Here is a 20,865-nt window from a genome sequence, read left to right as displayed (position 1 = left end):
AATCTGCATTACCCATGTTAATCGGTATGCCGTATGCGCTATCGGCATGGGGTGTTGCGCCATGGTTAGACTAAAGTCTATGCGCCATTTGAGGCTTGTAGGACGACGTCGCTTTTGGGGTTAAGTGATTGACCGGGCTATATTTTTTAGTCGGGTGTTAATGCAAATGCAGGATTTGGCAAGGGTTTTGAGAAATTTCAGGCGGTCGGGCGATTGCGCCGGATGGGGGCGAGTGGCTATGCTGAGCGGCCATTTTCCTGCGGCAGCGAACGCATCAGAGCAGGGGGCTCGGGCGGGAAATACGTAGCATAATAAAAAGAAAACCCGCTATTAAAGCATAGAGTCGCTGCCAGTAAAACACCTTGACTAGAGGCACGCCCATGAACAAAGGTCTTCATCAGCCTGGCGAGTTTCGTGATAACTGCGGCTTTGGGCTTATTGCTCATATGCAAGGGGACGCCAGTCACGATCTTTTAAAGACGGCCATCGAGTCGCTGACGTGCATGACGCACCGCGGCGGTATCGCCGCTGACGGCAAAACCGGCGATGGCTGTGGGCTGCTTTTAAAAATGCCCACCCGGTTCATGCGTGAAACCGCCAAAGAGGCGCTGGACGTCGAGCTTGGCGAACACTTTGCCGTGGGCGTGATCTTTCTACCCGTTGACGAAACACGCGCCCAGCGTGCCCGCGAAACCCTGGAGCGCGAGCTCGACCAGCGCGGACTCAAGCGCCTTGGCTGGCGCGAAGTCCCCACCGACGCCAGCGTATGCGGTCCCATGGCGCTGGATTGTCTGCCGCGCATCGAGCAGGTTTTCATCGAGCCCGGCGATAGCAGCAATTTCGCCGTGGATCTCTTCATGGCCCGGCGCTACGCCGAGCAGGCGCTCAAGGGTGACGAGGACTTTTACGTCTCCTCGCTCTCCTCCGAGGTGGTCTCCTATAAAGGCCTGGTCATGCCGGAAGATCTGCCGGCGTTCTACAAGGACCTGAACGACCCGCGCCTTGAAACCGCTATCTGCGTCTTCCACCAGCGCTTTTCGACCAACACCGCGCCGCGTTGGCCGCTGGCGCAGCCGTTTCGCCTGCTCGCCCACAACGGCGAGATCAACACCATCGAGGCCAACCGCGGCTGGGCCAACTCGCGTAAGGCCAACTTCTCAAGCGAGCACCTGCCGGACATCGCCGAGCTCGACGAAGTCGTCAACACGACCGGTTCCGACTCCTCGAGCATGGACAACATGCTCGAAGTACTGCTCACCGGTGGCATGGAGCTGCACCGCGCCGTGCGTATGATGGTGCCGCCGGCCTGGCAGAACGTCGAGACCATGGACGCGGAGCTGCGCGCCTTTTATGAGTACAACTCCATGCACATGGAGCCCTGGGACGGCCCGGCTGGCGTGGTCATGACCGATGGCCGCCAGGCCGTGTGCATGCTCGACCGTAACGGCCTGCGCCCGGCGCGCTGGGTGATGACCAAAAACGGCTACATTACGCTTGCCTCCGAAACCGGCACCTACGGCTACAAGCCCGAGGACGTGGTCGCCAAGGGGCGCGTGGGGCCAGGGCAGATGCTCGCCGTGGATACCCAAACCGGTGAAGTACTGCACACCGACGATATCGACAACCGCCTGAAGTCTGCCTACCCCTATAAGCGCTGGCTCAAGGAGCAGGCCAGCTACCTGGAGTCGGCGCTGACCGAGCTTGCACGTTTTCAGAGCATGGATACCGATTCGCTCAACGTGCAGCAAAAGATGTTTCAGGTGACCAGTGAAGAGCGCGACCAGCTGCTGCGCCCGCTGGCCGAAAGCGGCCAGGAGGCGGTGGGCTCGATGGGTGACGATACGCCCATGGCGGTGCTTTCCAGCCGCCCGCGCCTGCTCACCGACTACTTCCGTCAGAAGTTTGCCCAGGTGACCAATCCGCCGATCGATCCGCTGCGTGAGGCGATCGTGATGTCGCTGGAAACCTGCTGCGGCGCGGAGCTCAACGTGTTCAAGGCCACCCCCGAGCACGCGCACCGTCTGATTCTGACCACGCCGATCCTCTCGCCGCGCAAGTTCACCGCGCTGGTCAGTCAGGACGATCCGGCCTTTGCCAGCTGCCCGCTGCCGCTTGGCTATAACCCGGAGGAAACGAGTCTCAAGCAGGCCGTGACCGCGCTTTGCCAAAAGGCCGAAGAGCAGGTCAAAGCGGGCTGCGTGCTGCTGGTGCTCTCGGATGCCGAGCTTCCCAAAGGCGAAGTGCCGATCCAGGCGGCGTTGGCCGTCGGCGCGGTGCACAGCCACCTGGGAAGGCTGGCGCTGCGCCCCAACGCCAACATCATCGTGGAAACCGGCTACGCCCGGGACGCCCACCAGATGGCGGTGCTCTTTGGCGTGGGCGCCACGGCGGTCTACCCCTGGCTTGCCTACCAGGTCATGGCGGATATGCACCGGGTCGGCGAGCTGACCGGCAACCCCGCCGATGGTCGCGAAAACTACCGCAAGGGGCTGCAGAAAGGGCTGTTCAAAATCCTTTCCAAGATGGGAATTTCGACGCTCGCCTCCTACCGCGGCTCACAGCTGTTCGAAGCCGTCGGTCTGAATGACGAAGTGATGGATACCTGTTTCGTGGGCATGGCCTCGCGCATTCAGGGTGCGGGCTTTAATGAGCTGCAGATGCAGCAGACGCTGGTGGCCAAGGACGCCTGGACACCGCGCAAGGGAATCTCCCAGGGCGGCCAGTTCAAGTACGTCCACGGGTTTGAGTACCACGCCTACAACCCGGACGTGGTCATGACCTTGCAAGCGGCGGTGCAGGAGGGCAGCTACGCCAAGTGGAAGAAGTTCGCCCAGCTGGTCAACGAGCGCCCGGTCGCGACCATTCGCGATCTGTTGAAGCTCAAGCTCACCGGCGATTCGATCGAACTCGACGAGGTAGAGTCCGTCGAGGGTCTACTGCCGCGCTTCGATAGCGCCGGTATGTCGCTGGGCGCGCTCTCGCCGGAGGCCCACGAGGCGCTGGCCCAGGCGATGAACGAAGCCGGCGGGCGCTCCAACTCCGGCGAAGGCGGCGAAGACCACGCCCGCTACGGCACCATCAGAAGCTCGAAAATCAAGCAGATCGCCTCGGGCCGCTTCGGCGTTACGCCCTCGTATCTGGTCAACGCCGAGGTGCTCCAGATCAAGGTGGCCCAGGGCGCCAAGCCCGGCGAGGGCGGCCAGCTGCCCGGCGGCAAGGTGAACGAACTCATCGCCCGGCTGCGCTACGCGGTGCCCGGTGTCACGCTGATTTCACCGCCGCCACACCACGATATCTACTCGATCGAGGATCTCGCGCAGCTGATTTTCGATCTCAAACAGGTCAACCCCGAGGCTCAGGTGTCGGTCAAGCTGGTCTCCGAGCCGGGCATCGGTACCATCGCCACCGGCGTTGCCAAGGCCTACGCGGACCTGATTACCGTCTCCGGCTACGATGGCGGCACCGCGGCAAGCCCGGTCACCTCGATCAAGCACGCCGGCTCCCCCTGGGAGCTGGGCCTGCCGGAGGTGCATCAGGCGCTGCGCATCAACGGGCTGCGCGACAAGATCCGCCTGCAGACCGACGGCGGCTTGAAAACCGGTCTGGACGTCGTCAAGGCGGCGATTCTGGGCGCCGAGAGCTTTGGCTTTGGCACCGCGCCGATGGTCGCGCTGGGCTGTAAATACCTGCGTATTTGCCATCTCAATAACTGCGCCACCGGTGTCGCCACCCAGGACGACTACCTGCGCGGTGAGCACTTTCGCGGCACCGTCGACATGGTCAAAAACTACTTCCGCTTCATCGCCGAAGAGGTGCGCGAGCTGATGGCGCTGATCGGCGTGCGCAAGTTGACCGACCTGATCGGCCGTACGGACCTTTTGGAAGTGATCGAAGGGCGTACGCCCGCCCAGCGTCAGCTGGATTTGACGCCGCTTTTGAAAAACGACTACGTGCCCGCGGACGCGCCGCAGTTTTGCACGGTGAACCGCAACGAACCCCATGACCCGGGGGCCAAGAACCAGGAGGTTCTCGATGCGTTGGCGGAAGCGATCGAAAATCGCTCGGGGGGTGAGTTCAGCTTCGATATCACCAACTGCGACCGTAGCGTAGGCGCGCGCTCCTCTGGTGCCATTGCCAAGCGTTACGGCGAAGAGGGCCTCGAGGAGGCACCGGTCACCGCGCGCTTTACCGGCGTTGCCGGCCAAAGCTTTGGCGTATGGAATGCCCGAGGTCTCAACCTTTATCTGGAAGGTGATGCCAACGATTACGTGGGCAAGGGCATGAACGGCGGTCGTATCGTGATCGTGCCGCCCAGGGTGAGCGAGTTCGAAAGCCACAAGACCTCGATCGTCGGCAATACCTGCCTTTATGGCGCCACCGGCGGCACGCTGTATGCCGCGGGCGTGGCCGGCGAGCGCTTTGGCGTGCGCAACTCCGGCGCCATGGCGGTCATCGAGGGCGCCGGCGATCACTGCTGCGAATACATGACCGGCGGTATCGTCTGCGTACTGGGGGAAACCGGCGTGAATTTCGGCGCGGGTATGACCGGCGGCTTCGCCTATGTGCTCGACGAAGAGCGTAACTTCGTGGATAAGTACAACCATGAGCTGGTGGAAATCCACCGCGTGAACACCGAAGCGATGGAAGCGTACCGCCGCCACCTGCGTGAGATGATCGAGGCGTACGTTGCCGAGACCGGTTCAAAACGCGGCGCGGCCATTTTGGAAGACTTTAGCGACTATGCGCGCCACTTCTGGCTGGTGAAGCCGAAGGCGGCAAGCCTGGGTAGTTTGCTGGATCAATCTCGGCGTCAGCCGCAGTAATCCAATGTGTCCATCGCCGAGAGGAGAGAGATCATGCCCAACCGTTTGAACAACGATTTCCAGTTTATCGATGTGGGTCGTAAAGACCCGCAGAAAAAAGAGGCGTACACCCGCGCCAAAGAGTTCGCCGAAATCTACGAGCCGTTCAAGCCCGTGGACGCGGCAAGCCAGGCCCACCGCTGCCTGCATTGCGGTAACCCGTACTGCGAGTGGAAGTGCCCGGTGCACAACTACATTCCCAACTGGCTGCAGCTGGTGGTGGAAGGCAACATCATCGAAGCCGCCGAGCTTTCCCACAAGACCAATTCGCTGCCGGAAGTGTGCGGGCGGGTCTGCCCCCAGGACCGGCTCTGCGAAGGTGATTGCACGCTCAACGACGGTTTCGGCGCGGTGACCATCGGCTCGATTGAGAAGTACATCACCGATACCGCCTTTGCCATGGGCTGGCGCCCGGACATGTCCAAGGTGGTATGGACCGATAAAAAGGTCGCGATCATCGGCGCGGGCCCGGCGGGGCTCGGTGCGGCGGATGTTCTCGCGCGCAACGGCGTCAAACCCGTGGTGTTCGACCGCCACCCGGAGATCGGCGGGCTTTTGACCTTCGGTATCCCCGAGTTCAAGCTCGAAAAGAACGTCATGGAGCGCCGCCGCTCGGTATTCGAGGAAATGGGCATCGAGTTTCGCCTGAACGTCGAAATCGGCGTGGACATCGAGTTCGATACGCTGGTGCAAGAGTATGACGCGGTCTTTCTAGGCATGGGCACCTACCAGTACATGGAAGGCGGCTTTCCCGGCGAAGACCTGCCCGGCGTTTACAAGGCGCTCGATTTTCTGATCGCCAACGTCAATCGCCGGCTGGGCTTCGAGAAAGACCCGGCGGACTACATTTCGATGGAAGGCAAGCGCGTGGTCGTACTCGGCGGCGGCGACACGGCGATGGACTGTAACCGCAGCTCGATTCGCCAGAACGCCGAAAGCGTGACCTGCGCCTACCGCCGGGACGAAGAGAACATGCCCGGCTCGCGGCGCGAGGTGGCCAACGCCCGCGAAGAAGGCGTGGAGTTTCTGTTCAACCGCCAGCCCGTCGCGGTGGTGGGGGACGAGCAGGTCGAGGGCGTGAAAGTCGTGCGCACGCGCCTGGGCGAGGCGGATGAAAACGGCCGCCGCCGCCCGGAAATCGTGCCCGGCTCCGAGGAAGTGATTCCCGCAGACGCCGTGGTCGTCGCCTTTGGTTTCCAGGCAAGCTCCATTCCCTGGTTCGAAGGCGCCAGTGTGGACGTCGACGAGCGTCGCCTGGTCAAGGCCCCGGAGCACGGCCAGTACGCCTTCCAAACCACCAACGAAAAGATCTTTGCCGGCGGCGACATGGTGCGCGGCTCGGATCTGGTGGTCACCGCCATTTTTGAGGGCCGCCAGGCCGCCGAGGGGATGCTGGATTACCTGGGCGTTTGAGTTTGACGTTTTCGTGTGACCAAAAGCGGGCCGTGGCGACACGGGCCGCTTTTTTATGGTGTTTTGAAAATGGTGTCTTGAAAAGGGTGGCTCGGCCGGGGAAGGCTGGCGCCTTCCATCGCCCAATGGAATTGGGCTCCTACAAGGGTGGCGGTGGCACTTCTGTTGTAGGAGCAGGCTTTGGTCAGCGACCTGTTTGAGGCGGCGGGAGTCCCGCTGACCCGACAGTTCAAATTGAGCCTTTAGGCGTACTCTGTTATTCTGCCATCCCATCCTGGTGTGGCTTTCTGCAACACCCATTGATCACGTTCTTACAGGTTTTCCATGACACGATATATCTTCGTGACCGGCGGCGTTGTGTCCTCTCTTGGCAAGGGCATCGCGTCGGCCTCGCTGGCGGCGATTCTAGAGGCCCGCGGCCTTAAGGTCACCATGCTCAAGCTCGACCCGTACATTAACGTGGACCCGGGCACCATGAGTCCCTTCCAGCACGGCGAGGTGTTCGTCACCGAGGATGGCGCTGAAACCGATCTGGACCTTGGCCACTACGAGCGCTTCATTCGAACCAGGATGACCCAGGGCAACAACTTCACCACCGGCCGGGTCTACGAGCACGTGCTGCGCAAGGAGCGCCGCGGTGACTACCTGGGCGGTACGGTGCAGGTGATTCCGCATATCACCGACGAAATCAAACAGCGCGTCTACGACGGCGGTAAAGGCTTCGACGTGGCGCTGGTCGAGATCGGCGGCACCGTCGGCGATATCGAGTCGCTACCGTTTTTGGAGTCGATCCGCCAGATCCGTAGCGAGCAGGGCGCCAACCGGGCGCTGTTCATGCACCTGACGCTGGTGCCCTACATCAAGACCGCCGGCGAGACCAAGACCAAGCCGACCCAGCACAGTGTGAAGGAGCTTCGCTCCATCGGTATCCAGCCGGATATCCTGATTTGTCGTAGCGAAGTCGAGCTCGAAGAGAGCGAGCGGCGCAAGATCGCGCTGTTCACCAACGTCGAAGAGCGCGCGGTGGTGCCGCTGCAGGATGCCGATACCATCTATCGCATTCCGCTGATGCTTCACGAGCACGGCCTCGACGACATCGTCTGCGACAAGCTGCGCCTTGAAGCCGAGCCCGCCGATCTCACCGAGTGGGTGAAGGTGCTGGACGCCAAGCTCAACCCGCTGAAGTCGGTCAGCATCGCCATGGTCGGCAAGTACATGGAGCTTCTGGACGCCTACAAGTCGCTCAACGAAGCGCTGATTCACGCCGGTATCCAGGGGCGTATCAAGGTCAATATCGACTACATCGACTCCGAAGACATCGAGCGCCACGGCACCGAGCGTCTGGCGGGTAAAGACGCCATTCTGGTGCCCGGCGGCTTTGGCGAGCGCGGTGTGGAAGGCAAGATCAAGACCGCCCAGTTCGCCCGCGAAAATAACGTGCCTTACCTGGGGATTTGTCTGGGGATGCAGGTCGCGGTCATCGAATTTGCGCGCAACGTGGCGGGCTGGACGGATGCCAACTCTACCGAGTTCACCCACGACACCCAGCACCCGGTGGTCGGTTTGATTACCGAGTGGATCAACGCCGAGGGCAAGATCGAGCTGCGCGATGCGGCCTCGGATCTGGGCGGCACCATGCGCCTGGGCGGGCAGGTATGCCACCTGGCGCCGAATAGCCGCGCCCGCGAGGCCTACGGCTCGGATGAAATCGTCGAGCGCCACCGCCACCGTTTCGAGGTGAACAACCAGTTCATCGACGAGCTGGAAAAAGCGGGCCTTGTGATCTCCGGCAAGAGCGTGGATCAGTCGCTGGTCGAGATGGTCGAGCTTTCTGACCACCCCTGGTACGTGGCGTGTCAGTTCCACCCGGAATTCACCTCCACCCCGCGGGACGGCCATCCGCTGTTCTCGGGCTTCGTGAACGCCGCGGTCGAACACAAGGCGCAACGTACGCGCGCTCACGCCGCGCCCCACGACCACGATTAAGGGACGATCATGACCTCACACGACTCTTCGCCGTCCACTTCCAGCGAGCGTCATATTTCCGTTGCCGGCCTCACCGCCGGCAATTCTTTGCCGCTGATGCTGTTGGGCGGCATGAACGTGCTGGAGTCTGCCGAGCTTGCCGATGAGGTGGCCGCCGCCTACGTCGAGGCCACCACGGCACTTGCCATGCCCTACGTGTTCAAGGCCAGCTTCGACAAGGCCAACCGTAGCTCCGTGCACTCCTACCGGGGGCCGGGGCTCGAGAAGGGCCTCCAGATCCTGGCCGATATCAAGGCGCGCTATAACGTGCCGATCATTACCGACGTGCACGAGCCCCACCAGGCCGCCGCCGCTGCACAAGTGGCCGATATCATCCAGCTGCCCGCGTTTTTGGCCCGCCAGACCGATCTGGTCGTGGCCATGGCCGAAACCGGGGCGGCGATCAATATCAAAAAGCCGCAGTTTCTCGCCCCGCACGAGATGCGCCATATCATCACCAAGTTTCAGGAGGCCGGGAACGACCGCCTGATGCTTTGCGAGCGTGGTTCGAGCTTTGGCTACAACAACCTCGTGGTGGACATGCTCGGCTTTGGCGACATGAAACAGACCGGCTACCCGCTCTTTTTCGATGTCACCCACGCGCTGCAGCGCCCGGGCGGGCGTGCTGACAGCGCCGACGGGCGCCGCGCCCAAGTGGCGGAACTCGCCCGGGCCGGCGTTGCCGTAGGCTTGGCCGGGCTCTTTTTGGAAGCGCACCCGGACCCGGACAACGCCAAGTGCGACGGGCCCTGCGCGCTGCCGCTGGATCAACTCGCGCCGTTTTTGACCCAGCTTTCAAAGCTCGATGCGCTGGTGAAGGGCTTCGAGCCGCTCGCCATTCGCTAACCGGCCGGCCAGGCCCTGATATCAGGTTCGAGTACCTGAACTGACGCACGCGTGCGTCAACGGGAAACATCGCTATTCAGTAAACCGACAATCAAAGGACGCTGTCATGACCAAAATTGTGGATATCACCGCGCTTGAAGTGCTGGATTCCCGCGGTAACCCCACCGTAAGCGCCACGGTGCGTTTGGAAAGCGGCGCGGTAGGCCAGGCGTGCGCCCCCAGCGGCGCTTCGACCGGCTCCCGCGAGGCGCTCGAGCTTCGCGATGGCGACAAGACGCGCTACCTGGGCAAGGGCGTTTTGAAAGCCGTGGGCGCGGTCAATGGCAGTATCCGCGAGGCACTCGTCGGTATGGACGCCCGGGATCAGCGCGGTCTGGACAACGCCATGCTGAAACTCGATGGCACCGACAACAAGGCGAACCTGGGCGCCAATGCGATTCTTGCGGTATCGCTGGCGGCGGCCAAGGCGGCGGCGAACGCCAAGGGCGTCGCGCTTTACGCCCACATTGCCGAGCTTTACGGCAAGCCTGGCCACTACAGCATGCCCGTGCCGATGATGAACATTCTCAATGGCGGCGAGCACGCGGATAACAACGTCGATATCCAGGAGTTCATGGTTCAGCCGGTGGGGGCTTCCAGCTTCTCCGAGGGGCTTAGGGTCGGCGCGGAAATCTTCCACGCGCTGAAAAAGGTGCTCGCTGCCAAGGGGCTCTCCACCTCCGTTGGCGACGAAGGCGGCTTCGCGCCGAATCTTTCCTCCAACGCCGAGGCGCTGGCGGTGATCAAGCAGGCGGTGAGTGATGCCGGCTACACCCTGGGCCAGGACGTCACTCTGGCACTGGACTGCGCCTCCTCCGAGTTTTACAAGGATGGCCAGTACAATCTTTCCGGCGAAGGCAAAAGCTTCGACGCCCAGGGCTTCACCGACTACCTGGCAGGGCTTTGCGATGACTACCCGATCGTCTCGATCGAAGACGGCATGGACGAGTCCGACTGGGGCGGTTGGAAAGCACTGACCGACAAGCTCGGCGACAAAATCCAGCTGGTCGGCGACGATTTGTTCGTAACCAACACGCGTATCCTCAAGCGCGGCATCGATGAGCAGATCGGCAACTCGATTTTGATCAAGTTCAACCAGATCGGCTCGCTCTCCGAGACCCTCGATGCGATCCAGATGGCCCAGGATGCCGGCTTTACCGCCGTGATCTCCCACCGCTCCGGCGAAACCGAAGACACCACCATTGCGGACCTGGCCGTGGGCACCGCGGCGGGCCAGATCAAGACCGGCTCGCTTTGCCGCTCGGACCGGGTCGCCAAGTACAACCGATTGCTGGCGATCGAAGCCGAGCTTGGTAATGTCGAATACCCGGGCTTGAAAGCGATCAAAGGACAGTAAAGTCCAGGCCTCTGGTGTAAGCATTGTCTTAAGATTTTGTAAGAGATCGCTTACTTAGGCCGTCGATATCCGCTTATAAGCGTTAGGATTCGAGCGCTTTTATCGACCGCGATTTATCCAAGTATTTGAAATGTAAGTTTTTTGTCATTAAGGCGGGCCTGCGGGCCCGCTTTTTTTTGGGCGGTTGGCGCTTTTTGTGCAGCGCTGGATCTCTGGCACACTGTGATCAGGACAAGGGGAGGCAAGGATGCTTTAGGCAGTATAGAGCGTAATGTTGAAGGTGCGCCGAGTGACCAGACGATCGTGGCCTCGGCAGGGAAAAGCACCCAGGAAGTTCGACACAGGGAGTGGTCAGAGAAAGTGCTTGGAGCGGGCGGCCTATGGGCCGCCTTTTTTATGCCCGTATGAGCACCGGCGGTGGGCTAATCGCTAAATCTATCAGTAGTTATAAGAAAAACGCATTGTTATTCCTTTCCTCTATTAATTACCATTGCGCGCCTGAATTAGCAGACTATCAATTTAGCGCTGCTTTCCCGGTGCGCTTTTGCACCGCACTCGCTATCAGGAGGCGGCTACTATGCCCTGGTTAGTTGTTATCAACGTATTGGTTTTGGCGTTAGCGATCGCGCTTTTGGCGCGCTGGCAGCGCCGCGGAGCGAGTCTTTCCCGCGTGGTGCTGGTGGGGCTGGTCGCGGGTGTCGTGCTGGGCGCCATTTTGCAGGCGCTTTTCGCCGATACCGCCACGCTGACCGGCACCCTCGACTGGGTGAATCTGGTCGGCGGCGGCTACGTGCAGCTTTTGAAGATGATCATCATGCCGCTGGTACTGGTGACGATCCTTTCGGCGGTCACGCGCCTTCACGACGCAAGCTCGCTTGGCAAGATCAGCTTCGGGGTGCTGGCCGTTTTGATGCTGACCACCGCGATTTCAGCGGTGATCGGTATCGGCATGACGCAGCTGTTCGGCCTTTCCGCGGAAGGTCTGGTGCAGGGCGCGCGGGAACTCGAGCGCGGCCAGGACATCATCGAGCGCAGCGCCCAGGTGTCGGATCTCACCGTGCCGCAGCTGCTGCTGTCGTTCATTCCCAGTAACCCGTTCCAGGACCTGGCCGGCGCGCGGCCCACCTCGATCATTAGCGTGGTGATCTTCGCGACCTTTTTGGGTCTGGCCGCACTGGGTATCAAGCGCGAAAACGCCGCGCTCGGCGACAAGCTGATCGAGGGCATCGACGTGGTGCAGAAGTGGATCATGCGCCTGGTACGTATGGTGATCCGCCTCACGCCTTACGGGGTCATGGCGCTGATGACCCGGGTGGTGGCGACCTCGAATCTCGACGACATCCTGGGCTTGCTCGGTTTCGTGGTGGCCTCCTACGTGGGCCTGGCGCTCATTTTGGTCATGCACGCGCTCTTTTTGTCCGGGGCGGGCGTCAATCCGCTGCGCTACTTCAAGAAAGTATGGCCGGTGCTCACCTTCGCGTTCACCTCGCGCTCGAGTGCTGCGACCATTCCGCTCAATATCGAAGCCCAGGTGGACCGCATCGGCGTGCCGCCGGCGATTGCCAACTTCGCCGCCTCCTTCGGCGCGACCATCGGCCAGAACGGCTGCGCGGGTCTTTATCCTGCGATGCTCGCCATGATGATCGCCCCCACGGTAGGGGTCGATCCACTCTCGCTCGAGTTTTTGGGTACCCTGGTGCTGGTGGTTACGCTTGCTTCCTTCGGCATTGCCGGGGTCGGCGGCGGGGCGACCTTCGCCGCGATCATCGTGCTCTCGACGCTGGATCTGCCCATTGCGCTGGCCGGGCTTTTGATCTCCATCGAGCCGCTGATCGACATGGGCCGCACGGCGATCAACGTCAACGGTTCGATGACCGCGGGCACGGTCACCAGCCGCCTGCTCAAGCAGCACGACGGCGCGGTCTTCGCCGCGGACTCCGAGGAGCTTGGCGAGCCCAAGGCGGTCTAAAGCGCTTTCTTTTAGGCCCAAAAAAGCCACCCTCGGGTGGCTTTTTTTATGGGCGATACTCGAACCTAGCGCTCGAGCTTGTCCATCTTGCCGGTTTTGCCGTCCCACTCTTCGGCGTCGGGCAGCGGGTCTTTCTTCTCGCTGATATTGGGCCACACTTCGGCAAGCTCGGCGTTGATCTCGATGAAGGGTTGCTGACCCTCCGGTAGCTCGTCTTCCGAGAAGATTGCCTCGGCGGGGCACTCCGGCTCACACAGCGCGCAGTCGATGCACTCGTCCGGGTGAATCACCAAAAAGTTCGGACCTTCGTAAAAGCAGTCGACCGGGCAGACTTCTACGCAGTCGGTATATTTGCACTGAATGCAGTTTTCGGTAACGACAAACGTCATCGGTTTACCCCTCTTGCATGGCCACCGCACGGTATGGCCATGGCGTGTCGTGAATGATAGTTAATCGTGAATGGTTATAAATCAGCCGTTTTTTAGAAGCTAAAAAATATGGGCCGTATTCTAGAGGTGCCTATGCCCCGCGGCAAGCGCCAACTGCACCGCTTATAGAAGCTCGCGCCACTGATACAAAAGCTCGAGGGCCTCGCGGGGCGACAGCGCGTCGACCTCCATGCCCTTGAGCGCTTCCACGACCGGGTGCGGCGCACTGGCGAACAGGTCGTTTTGCTGGGGCGTTTGGCTGGCGCCGGGCTGGCGCTCGCCCCCATCAACCGGTTGCCCCTGCACGTTTCGTTGCGGCTCACCTGTATCGCGTTGCTGCTCGTCTATATCGCGTTGCTCAAGGGCCACGAGCTTTTGGCGCGCCCGGGCAATCACCCCGGCGGGCACTCCGGCCAGCTGGGCGACCTGCAGGCCGTAGCTTTGGCTGGCCGGGCCGGCCTCGATGCGGTGCATGAATACGATGCTGTCGCCGTGCTCGGTGGCGGTCAGGTGGATGTTGGCCACGCCCTGGGTCTGGTCGGTTAGCCCGGTCATCTCGAAATAGTGGGTGGCAAAAAGCGTCAGCGCCTTGGTCGCAGCCAGCTGCTCGGCGCTTGCCCAGGCCAGCGACAGCCCGTCGAAGGTGCTGGTGCCGCGGCCGATCTCGTCCATCAACACCAGGCTCTGCTCGGTGGCGTTGTGCAAGATATTGGCGGTTTCGGTCATCTCCACCATAAAGGTTGAGCGCCCGCCGGCCAGGTCGTCCGAGGAGCCGATACGCGTGAAGATGCGATCCAGCGGGCCGATTTCCGCGGATTGGGCGGGCACGAAGCTGCCGCTATGGGCGAGCAGGGCGATCAGCGCGGTCTGGCGCATGTAGGTCGATTTACCGCCCATGTTGGGGCCGGTAATGATCAGCATGTGCCGTTGAGGGGAGAGGTCGATATCGTTGGGCACGAAGGGCGTTTGGCTTACGTGCTCGACCACCGGGTGGCGCCCGGCGCTTACGTGAATGCCGGTGTGGGCGGTGAGCGTCGGGCGTACCCAGTCCAGCGCCTCGGCGCGCTCGGCAAAGGCGCACAGCACGTCGAGTTCCGCCAGCGCCTGAGAGGTGCCCTGGAGCTCGTGGAGCAGAGTGTTGAGCTCGCCCAGAAGCCGCTCGTAGAGCCATTTTTCTCGCGAGAGCGCCCGGGACTTGGCCGACAGCGCCTTGTCCTCGAACTCCTTGAGCTCGGGGATGATGAAGCGCTCGGCGTTTTTCAGCGTCTGGCGGCGAATGTACTCCGCCGGGGCTTGCTGGGCCTGGGCGCGGGGTAGTTCGATGAAGTAGCCGTGAACCCGGTTGTAGCCCACCTTCAGGTGGGAAAGGCCGGTGCGTTCGCGCTCACGCCGTTCGAGCTCGATCAAATAATCACCGGCGTTCTCGGCAAGCCCCCGGTGCTCGTCGAGCTCGCTATCGAAGCCCTGGGCGATTACACCGCCGTCGCGAATCACCACCGGCGGGTTGGTGATGATCGCCCGGCTCAGCGTATCGGCCATCTCCGGGTAGGGGCGAATATGCGGCTTGAGGCTATCGATGGCGCTGCCGCTCTCGATTTCTTCTAAAAGCCCCTGCAGCGTGGGCAGGGCATTGAGCGCATCGCGCAGCTTGGCCAGATCGCGGGGGCGGGCGCTGTAGAGCGCCACGCGGGCCAAAATACGCTCGATATCCCCCAGTTCGGAAAGCGCTTCGCGCAGCGCCATATAGGCGCCGTCCAGGGTAAGCAGTGCCACCCCCGCCTGGCGCGCCTGAACGACTTGGGTTTGGCGCAGCGGGCGGTTGAGCCAGCGCTTTAAAAGCCGCGAACCCATGGCGGTGGCGCAGGTGTCCAGAACGCTTGCCAGGGTATTATCGGTGCTGCCACCCAGATTGAGGTCGATTTCCAGATTACGCCGGCTGGCGGCGTCGATCACCACCGCGTCGTCCCGGTTTTCCACGGTAATGGCGGTCACGTGGGGCAGGCGCGAGCGTTGGGTGTCCCGGGCGTAGTCGACCAGCACGCCGGCGGCGACCAGCGCGGTGGTCAGGTGGGCGCAGCCGAAGCCGCGCAGATCCTGCACCTCGAACTGATCACAAAGGCTGCGCGTGGCGCTTTCCAGGTCGAAAAGCCATTCGCCCTGGCGGCGCAGGCTGCGCTTTTGCGACCACGCCTCGGGCAGGGTCAGGTTCTCCGGCACTAAAAGCTCCGCCGGCGCCAGGCGGGTCAACTCGGCCAGCATCTCCGCTTCGCTTTCGACTTCGAGCACGTTGAAGCGCCCGCTGGAGAGCTCGAGCCAGGCCAGGCCAAAGCGCTCCTTGCCCGGGCACAGCGCGACCAGCACGTTGTCGCGGCGGGCATCGAGCAGCGCTTCGTCGTGCAGCGTGCCGGGGGTGACGATGCGCACCACCTGGCGCTCCACCGGGCCCTTGCTGGTGGCCGGGTCGCCGATCTGCTCGCAGATCGCGACCGATTCGCCGGCGCTTACCAGTCGGGCCAAATAGCCTTCGGCGCTGTGGTAGGGTACACCGGCCATGGGAATCGGCTTGCCGCCGCTTTGGCCGCGGGCGGTCAGGGTGATATCCAAAAGCGTGGCGGCACGCTTGGCATCATCGAAGAAGAGCTCGTAGAAATCCCCCATCCGGTAAAAAAGCAGGACCTCGGGGTGTTCGCGTTTGATTTTGAGGTATTGCGCCATCATTGGCGTGTGCGCGGGGCTGGCCTGTGACATGGGCGTCCTGATTGAGCGTGGCGCAAACGTATTGCGCCATGTTCTATGGGCAAGTGAAACGCAGTATTCTACGCTGAACGGAGCGCTTACATGAAGGAGTCTGCATGGCCGCTGACGCGTCTGGTTTGAAAAATCTCGATCTGGCGCTTCTTTCGAAGCGCCTGGGCAGGCTTTGCCTTGCTCGAAACGTTACGCTGACCACCGCGGAGTCCTGCACCGGCGGTGGGATTGCTACGGCGATTACCGCCGCGCCAGGTAGCTCCGGCTACTTTGAAACCGGCGTGGTCACCTACTCCAACGCCGCCAAGACCCGCCTGCTGGGTGTCGCAGAAGAGACCCTTGCCGCCCACGGCGCGGTGAGCGAGGCGGTGGTCAATGAAATGGTCAAGGGGGCGTGCCGGGAAAGCGGTGCAAGCCTTGGCGTGGCGGTGAGCGGCGTGGCAGGCCCGGGGGGAGGCAGCACCGATAAGCCCGTCGGGCTCGTCTGGCTTAGCGTGGGCGATGAAGCCCGCCAATACGCCCAGCGCTTCGTCTTTCCCGGTAGCCGTCAAGCGGTGCGCGAGCAGGCGGTACGCGAGGCGCTGGTGGCCCTGATTTTGCGCCTATCGGACTAACGAGGCGGTAATCGAAAGGCGCTGGAAGTACCCAACATGGCCTGGTTTGGCGTAAATAAATAGCGTGTCAGGGATAGGTTTTAGCGCTATTATTTGGCATAATACTGGCTAATTATACAGGTTGTTACGAGGACGCTTTAAATGGCTCAAGATGAAAACCGCACAAAAGCACTGAACGCCGCGCTCGGCCAGATCGATCGTCAGTTCGGCAAGGGCACCGTCATGCGTTTGGGCGATGCGCCGCGGGTGGTCATGCCATCGGTATCGACCGGCTCGCTCGGCCTCGATATCGCCCTCGGCATCGGCGGGCTTCCTTATGGGCGCGTGGTGGAAATCTTCGGGCCGGAGTCCTCGGGTAAAACGACGCTGACGCTGTCGGTCATTGCGCAGGCGCAGAAACAGGGCAAGGTGTGTGCCTTCGTGGACGCCGAGCACGCCCTCGACCCAAGCTACGCGGAAAAGCTGGGTATCAACCTGGACGACCTGCTGGTGTCCCAGCCGGATACCGGTGAGCAGGCGCTCGAAATCACCGACATGCTGGTACGCTCCGGCGGCGTCGACGTCATCATCATCGACTCCGTCGCCGCCCTTACGCCGCGCGCCGAGATCGAAGGCGAAATGGGCGACACCCACGTGGGCCTTCAAGCCCGCTTGATGTCCCAGGCGCTGCGTAAGATCACCGGCAACATCAAAAACGCCAACTGCCTGGTGGTGTTCATCAACCAGATCCGCATGAAAATCGGCGTTATGTTCGGCAGCCCCGAAACCACCACCGGCGGTAACGCGCTGAAGTTCTACTCCAGCGTACGTTTGGATATTCGCCGTACCGGCTCGGTGAAGTCCGGCGACGAAGTCACCGGTAACGAAACCCGCGTCAAGGTCGTGAAGAACAAGGTCGCGCCGCCTTTCCGCCAGGCCGAGTTCCAGATTCTTTACGGCAAGGGGATCTACCACGCCGGCGAGGTGATCGACCTGGGCGTGCAGTGCAACCTGGTGGATAAAGCCGGCGCCTGGTACAGCTACAAGGGCAGCAAAATCGGCCAGGGTAAAGCCAACGCTTCCCAGTACCTGGAAGAGCATCCGGAGATCATGGAAGAGATCGAAAGCCAGATTCGCGAGCAGCTTCTTGCCAAGCCCGACCCGAAAAAAGAGGAAGAGGTTGCGGCACCGGCGGAAGCCGATGCCGACGGCGAAGATAGCCTGATCTAAGTGCTGGCAATGCAAAGCTTCGGAGACGTCCGTGTTTGGCACTAAAAACGCGACCCCGCGCGGGGTCGCCATGGATCTTCTGGCGCGGCGCGAGTACTCTCGCGCCGAGCTTTTCGAGAAACTCACCCAAAAGAGTTTCGAGGACGGGGAGATCGAAAGCTGTCTGGACGCCCTGCAGGAGCAGGGGCTTCAAAGCGACAGCCGTTTCGCCGAAAGTTTCGTGCGCTCACGCATTCTGCGCGGGCAGGGCCCGGTGCGTATCAAAATGGAGCTTAGGCGCCGCGGTGTGGAAAGCGACCTTCAAGCCGAGGCTTTCGAATTGGTTCAGGCCCAGGAGCGAATCGACTGGTTCGAGCTTGCCTTCGAGACGCTTTCAAGGCGCTTCAGCGATTCCGGGGCGCCGGCCGGTGAATCGTTCGTTCCCCCTAAAGAGCGCGCCAAACGCGAACGCTTTCTCGCCAATCGTGGCTTCGACTTCGATCAAATTCGCTACGCGCTGTCCCGGCTGGACACTTGAAGCGCGCATTCAGTCCCTCTGTCTTTCCTTAATTCCCTCTGGTTTTCGCCTAATTCCCTCTGTTTGACCCGGCCACGCCCATCGTGGCTTTAGTCGTGGGGCAACTTCGTTATAATAGATGTTTTGCGTGCCCCAGGGTGGTGGCGACAGCGCCCCGAGGCATCACGTTTTATTGTCACGGAACCCCTATGAAAAGCGCAGAGATCAGGCAGGCCTTTCTAACCTATTTCGAGGAGCACGGACATACCGTGGTTCCCTCGAGCTCGCTGGTACCGGGCAACGACCCGACGCTGTTGTTCACCAACGCGGGCATGGTGCCGTTCAAGGACGTGTTTCTGGGTCGTGACCCGCGCCCCTACGTGCGCGCCACCTCGGCCCAGCGCTGCGTGCGTGCCGGCGGCAAGCACAACGACCTGGATAACGTTGGCTATACCGCGCGCCACCACACCTTCTTCGAAATGCTGGGTAACTTCAGCTTCGGCGACTACTTCAAGCGAGACGCCATCCGCTTTGCCTGGCGCTTTTTGACCGAGACCCTGGGGCTACCCAAAGAGAAACTTTGGGTCACCGTGCACATAAGCGATGAAGAAGCCGAACGGATCTGGAAAGACGAGATCGGCATCGACCCGGCGCGTTTCTCGCGTCTCGACGAAGACAACTTTTGGCAGATGGGCGATACCGGCCCCTGTGGCCCGAGCTCGGAAATCTTCTTCGATCACGGTGCTGACGTATGGGGTGGCCCGCCGGGAAGCCCGGAAGAGGACGGCGACCGCTACATCGAGATCTGGAACCTGGTCTTCATGCAGTTCGACCGCGACGCCCAGGGCACGCTGAACCCGCTACCCAAGCCGTCGATCGACACCGGCATGGGGCTCGAGCGCGTGGCGGCCGTCATGCAGGGCGTGCACTCCAACTACGAGATCGACCTTTTTCAGAACCTGCTCGAGGCGGCGGCCAAGGCCACCGGCTACAGCGACCTGGAAGCGCCGTCACTGCGCGTCATTGCCGACCATATCCGCTCCTGCGCGTTTTTGATCGCTGACGGCGTACTGCCGTCCAACGAAGGCCGCGGCTACGTACTGCGCCGGATCATCCGCCGCGCGGTGCGCCATGGCCACAAGCTCGGTGCGACCGGCGCGTTTTTCCATACGCTGGTCGCCGCCCTCGACGCCGAGATGGGGGACGCCTACCCGGAGCTTCGCGAATCCAGCGATCAAATCGCCCGGGTATTGCTCAAGGAAGAAGAGCAGTTCGCGCGCACCCTGGATCACGGTATGGGGCTGTTGAGTGAGGCGCTTGAGTCTTTACAAGGCGATACGCTGCCCGGCGAGACGGTCTTCAAGCTTTACGACACCTACGGCTTCCCGTTCGATTTGACCGCCGACGTGTGCCGCGAGCGCGGCGTCAAACTCGACGAAGAGGGCTTTCAGCAGGCACTGGAGGCCCAGCGCGAACGTGCCCGCGCCGCGAGCCAGTTCGGCGCCGATTACAGCGCCAATATCGAGCTCGACGGCACCACGGACTTCACCGGCTACGAGCTTTTGGCCGATGACGCCAAAGTCACCGCGCTGGTGGATAGCGAAGGCAACGCGCTCGCCGCGCTCGAGGCAGGCCAGAAGGGCATCGTGGTGCTGGACCGCACGCCGTTTTACGGCGAGTCCGGCGGCCAGGTAGGCGATACCGGCTATTTGCATGTCGAGGGCGGGTGTTTTCAGGTCAACGATACGCAAAAGCAAAGTGGTCACCATCTGCATCAGGGCGTGATGGTCGAAGGCACGCTCAGCGTGGGGGCGGATGTACGCGGCGAGGTCGACACTGGCCTGCGTGCAGCCACCGTGCGCAACCACTCGGCCACCCACCTGCTGCACGAAGCGCTGCGTATGGTGCTGGGCGACCACGTCCAGCAGAAGGGGTCGCTGGTCAACGCCGAGCGGCTGCGCTTCGACTTCAGCCACTTCGAGGCTTTGACGGCGGAGCAGCTCAAGGAAGTCGAGCGGCTGGTCAATGAGCAGGTGCTGGCCAACGCGCCGACCAAAACCGAGCAGATGAGCCTCGATGAGGCGAAAGCCAAAGGGGCTGCGGCCCTGTTCGAGGCGAAGTACGCCGATAACGTCCGCGTGTTGACCATCGGCGCTGACGATTTCTCCATCGAGCTCTGCGGCGGCACCCACGTGGCGCGAAGCGGTGATATCGGCTGCTTCCATATCGTGACGGAAGCGGGCACCGCCGCCGGCGTTCGCCGTATCGAGGCGATCACGGGCGAAAACGCGCTGGCGTACTTCTACCAGCAAGAGGCCGCCCTGGAGCGGCTGGGGGCGCGGCTCAAGACCAAGCCCGAGCAGGTCGAATCCCGCATCGAATCGCTTTTCGAGCGCAACCGCACCCTCGAAAAAGAGCTCGAGCAGCTCAAGGCGAAGCTGGCAAGCTCGGCGGGCAGCGATATGTTGAGCCAGGCGCAGGAAGTCGGCGGCGTGAAGCTGCTGGCCACCCAGCTCGAGGGCGTTTCCGGCAAGGATCTTCGCGGTATGCTCGACCAGCTCAAGAACAAGCTGGGTTCCGGGGTGATCCTTTTGGCGGTGGCCGACCAGGCGGCGGGCAAGGTGAGCCTGATCGCCGGTGTCACTGACGATTTGACCCACCGCGTGAAAGCCGGCGAGCTCGTCAATCACGTGGCCGCCCAGGTAGGCGGCAAAGGCGGCGGACGGGCCGATATGGCCCAGGCCGGGGGTAGCCAACCCGATGCCTTGCCGGGGGCGCTCGAGAGCGTACCGGCCTGGTTGGAAAGCGTGCTCTAAGCAAGGGGCCGGTGGCAGCGTTGCCACCGGCCTTTTTTATATT

12 protein-coding genes are annotated in these 20,865 nt (G+C 61.9%); 10 read left to right on the top strand and 2 right to left on the bottom strand.

The genetic code is table 11. The annotated features are described in order from the left end of the window. The first annotated feature begins 380 nt into the window (after window positions 1-380). The 6 genes from gltB (at window position 381) to ACWHVV_RS13935 (ending at window position 12,511) form a co-directional block, all read left to right on the top strand. Window positions 381-4,823 carry a glutamate synthase large subunit gene (gene gltB / locus ACWHVV_RS13960; RefSeq protein WP_447926774.1) on the top strand — a complete coding sequence of 1,481 codons (4,443 nt, stop codon included), beginning with the start codon at window positions 381-383 and terminating at the stop codon, window positions 4,821-4,823. Window positions 4,824-4,856: 33 nt separating this feature from the next. After that, window positions 4,857-6,275, top strand: a complete 1,419-nt coding sequence (locus tag ACWHVV_RS13955) for an FAD-dependent oxidoreductase (RefSeq protein ID WP_447926773.1) — start codon at window positions 4,857-4,859, stop codon at window positions 6,273-6,275. 324 nt (window positions 6,276-6,599) lie between these two features. Then, window positions 6,600-8,261 (top strand): CTP synthase, encoded by a 1,662-nt coding sequence (locus tag ACWHVV_RS13950; RefSeq protein ID WP_447926772.1) that lies wholly within the window; start codon window positions 6,600-6,602, stop codon window positions 8,259-8,261. Window positions 8,262-8,270: 9 nt separating this feature from the next. Then, window positions 8,271-9,146 (top strand): 3-deoxy-8-phosphooctulonate synthase, encoded by an 876-nt coding sequence (gene kdsA / locus ACWHVV_RS13945; protein WP_447926771.1) that lies wholly within the window; start codon window positions 8,271-8,273, stop codon window positions 9,144-9,146. Window positions 9,147-9,252: 106 nt separating this feature from the next. After that, window positions 9,253-10,542, top strand: a complete 1,290-nt coding sequence (eno, locus tag ACWHVV_RS13940) for a phosphopyruvate hydratase (protein ID WP_447926770.1) — start codon at window positions 9,253-9,255, stop codon at window positions 10,540-10,542. Between the two features lie 577 nt (window positions 10,543-11,119). Next, window positions 11,120-12,511 carry an L-cystine transporter gene (locus ACWHVV_RS13935; RefSeq protein WP_447926769.1) on the top strand — a complete coding sequence of 464 codons (1,392 nt, stop codon included), beginning with the start codon at window positions 11,120-11,122 and terminating at the stop codon, window positions 12,509-12,511. Window positions 12,512-12,576: 65 nt separating this feature from the next. Here ACWHVV_RS13935 and fdxA read toward each other — a convergent pair whose 3' ends face one another. Both fdxA and mutS read right to left on the bottom strand, forming a co-directional pair. Further along, window positions 12,577-12,900: a ferredoxin FdxA gene (gene fdxA / locus ACWHVV_RS13930; RefSeq protein ID WP_447926768.1), complete on the bottom strand. Its 324-nt coding sequence runs from the start codon at window positions 12,898-12,900 to the stop codon at window positions 12,577-12,579. 162 nt (window positions 12,901-13,062) lie between these two features. Further along, entirely contained in the window at window positions 13,063-15,687 is a 2,625-nt protein-coding gene (mutS, locus tag ACWHVV_RS13925) for a DNA mismatch repair protein MutS (RefSeq protein WP_447926767.1), read from the bottom strand. A 104-nt stretch (window positions 15,688-15,791) separates the two neighbouring features. On the opposite strand from mutS, the gene ACWHVV_RS13920 reads away from it, so the two are divergent. The 4 genes from ACWHVV_RS13920 to alaS all read left to right on the top strand — a co-directional run bounded on the left by ACWHVV_RS13920 (window position 15,792) and on the right by alaS (window position 20,822). Continuing rightward, entirely contained in the window at window positions 15,792-16,301 is a 510-nt protein-coding gene (locus tag ACWHVV_RS13920; RefSeq protein WP_447926766.1) for a CinA family protein, read from the top strand. A 141-nt stretch (window positions 16,302-16,442) separates the two neighbouring features. Next, window positions 16,443-17,510 (top strand): recombinase RecA, encoded by a 1,068-nt coding sequence (gene recA, locus ACWHVV_RS13915; RefSeq protein WP_447926765.1) that lies wholly within the window; start codon window positions 16,443-16,445, stop codon window positions 17,508-17,510. Between the two features lie 70 nt (window positions 17,511-17,580). After that, complete coding sequence (locus ACWHVV_RS13910) at window positions 17,581-18,027, top strand: regulatory protein RecX (RefSeq protein WP_447929161.1); 447 nt, start codon at window positions 17,581-17,583, stop codon at window positions 18,025-18,027. Between the two features lie 188 nt (window positions 18,028-18,215). Then, window positions 18,216-20,822, top strand: coding sequence for an alanine--tRNA ligase (gene alaS / locus ACWHVV_RS13905; protein ID WP_447926764.1), 2,607 nt, complete (start codon window positions 18,216-18,218; stop codon window positions 20,820-20,822). The last annotated feature ends 43 nt before the right edge of the window (window positions 20,823-20,865 follow it).

It is taken from the genome of Vreelandella sp. EE27 (assembly GCF_968206495.1).
This window is presented reverse-complemented; position numbering and strand designations above follow the sequence as displayed.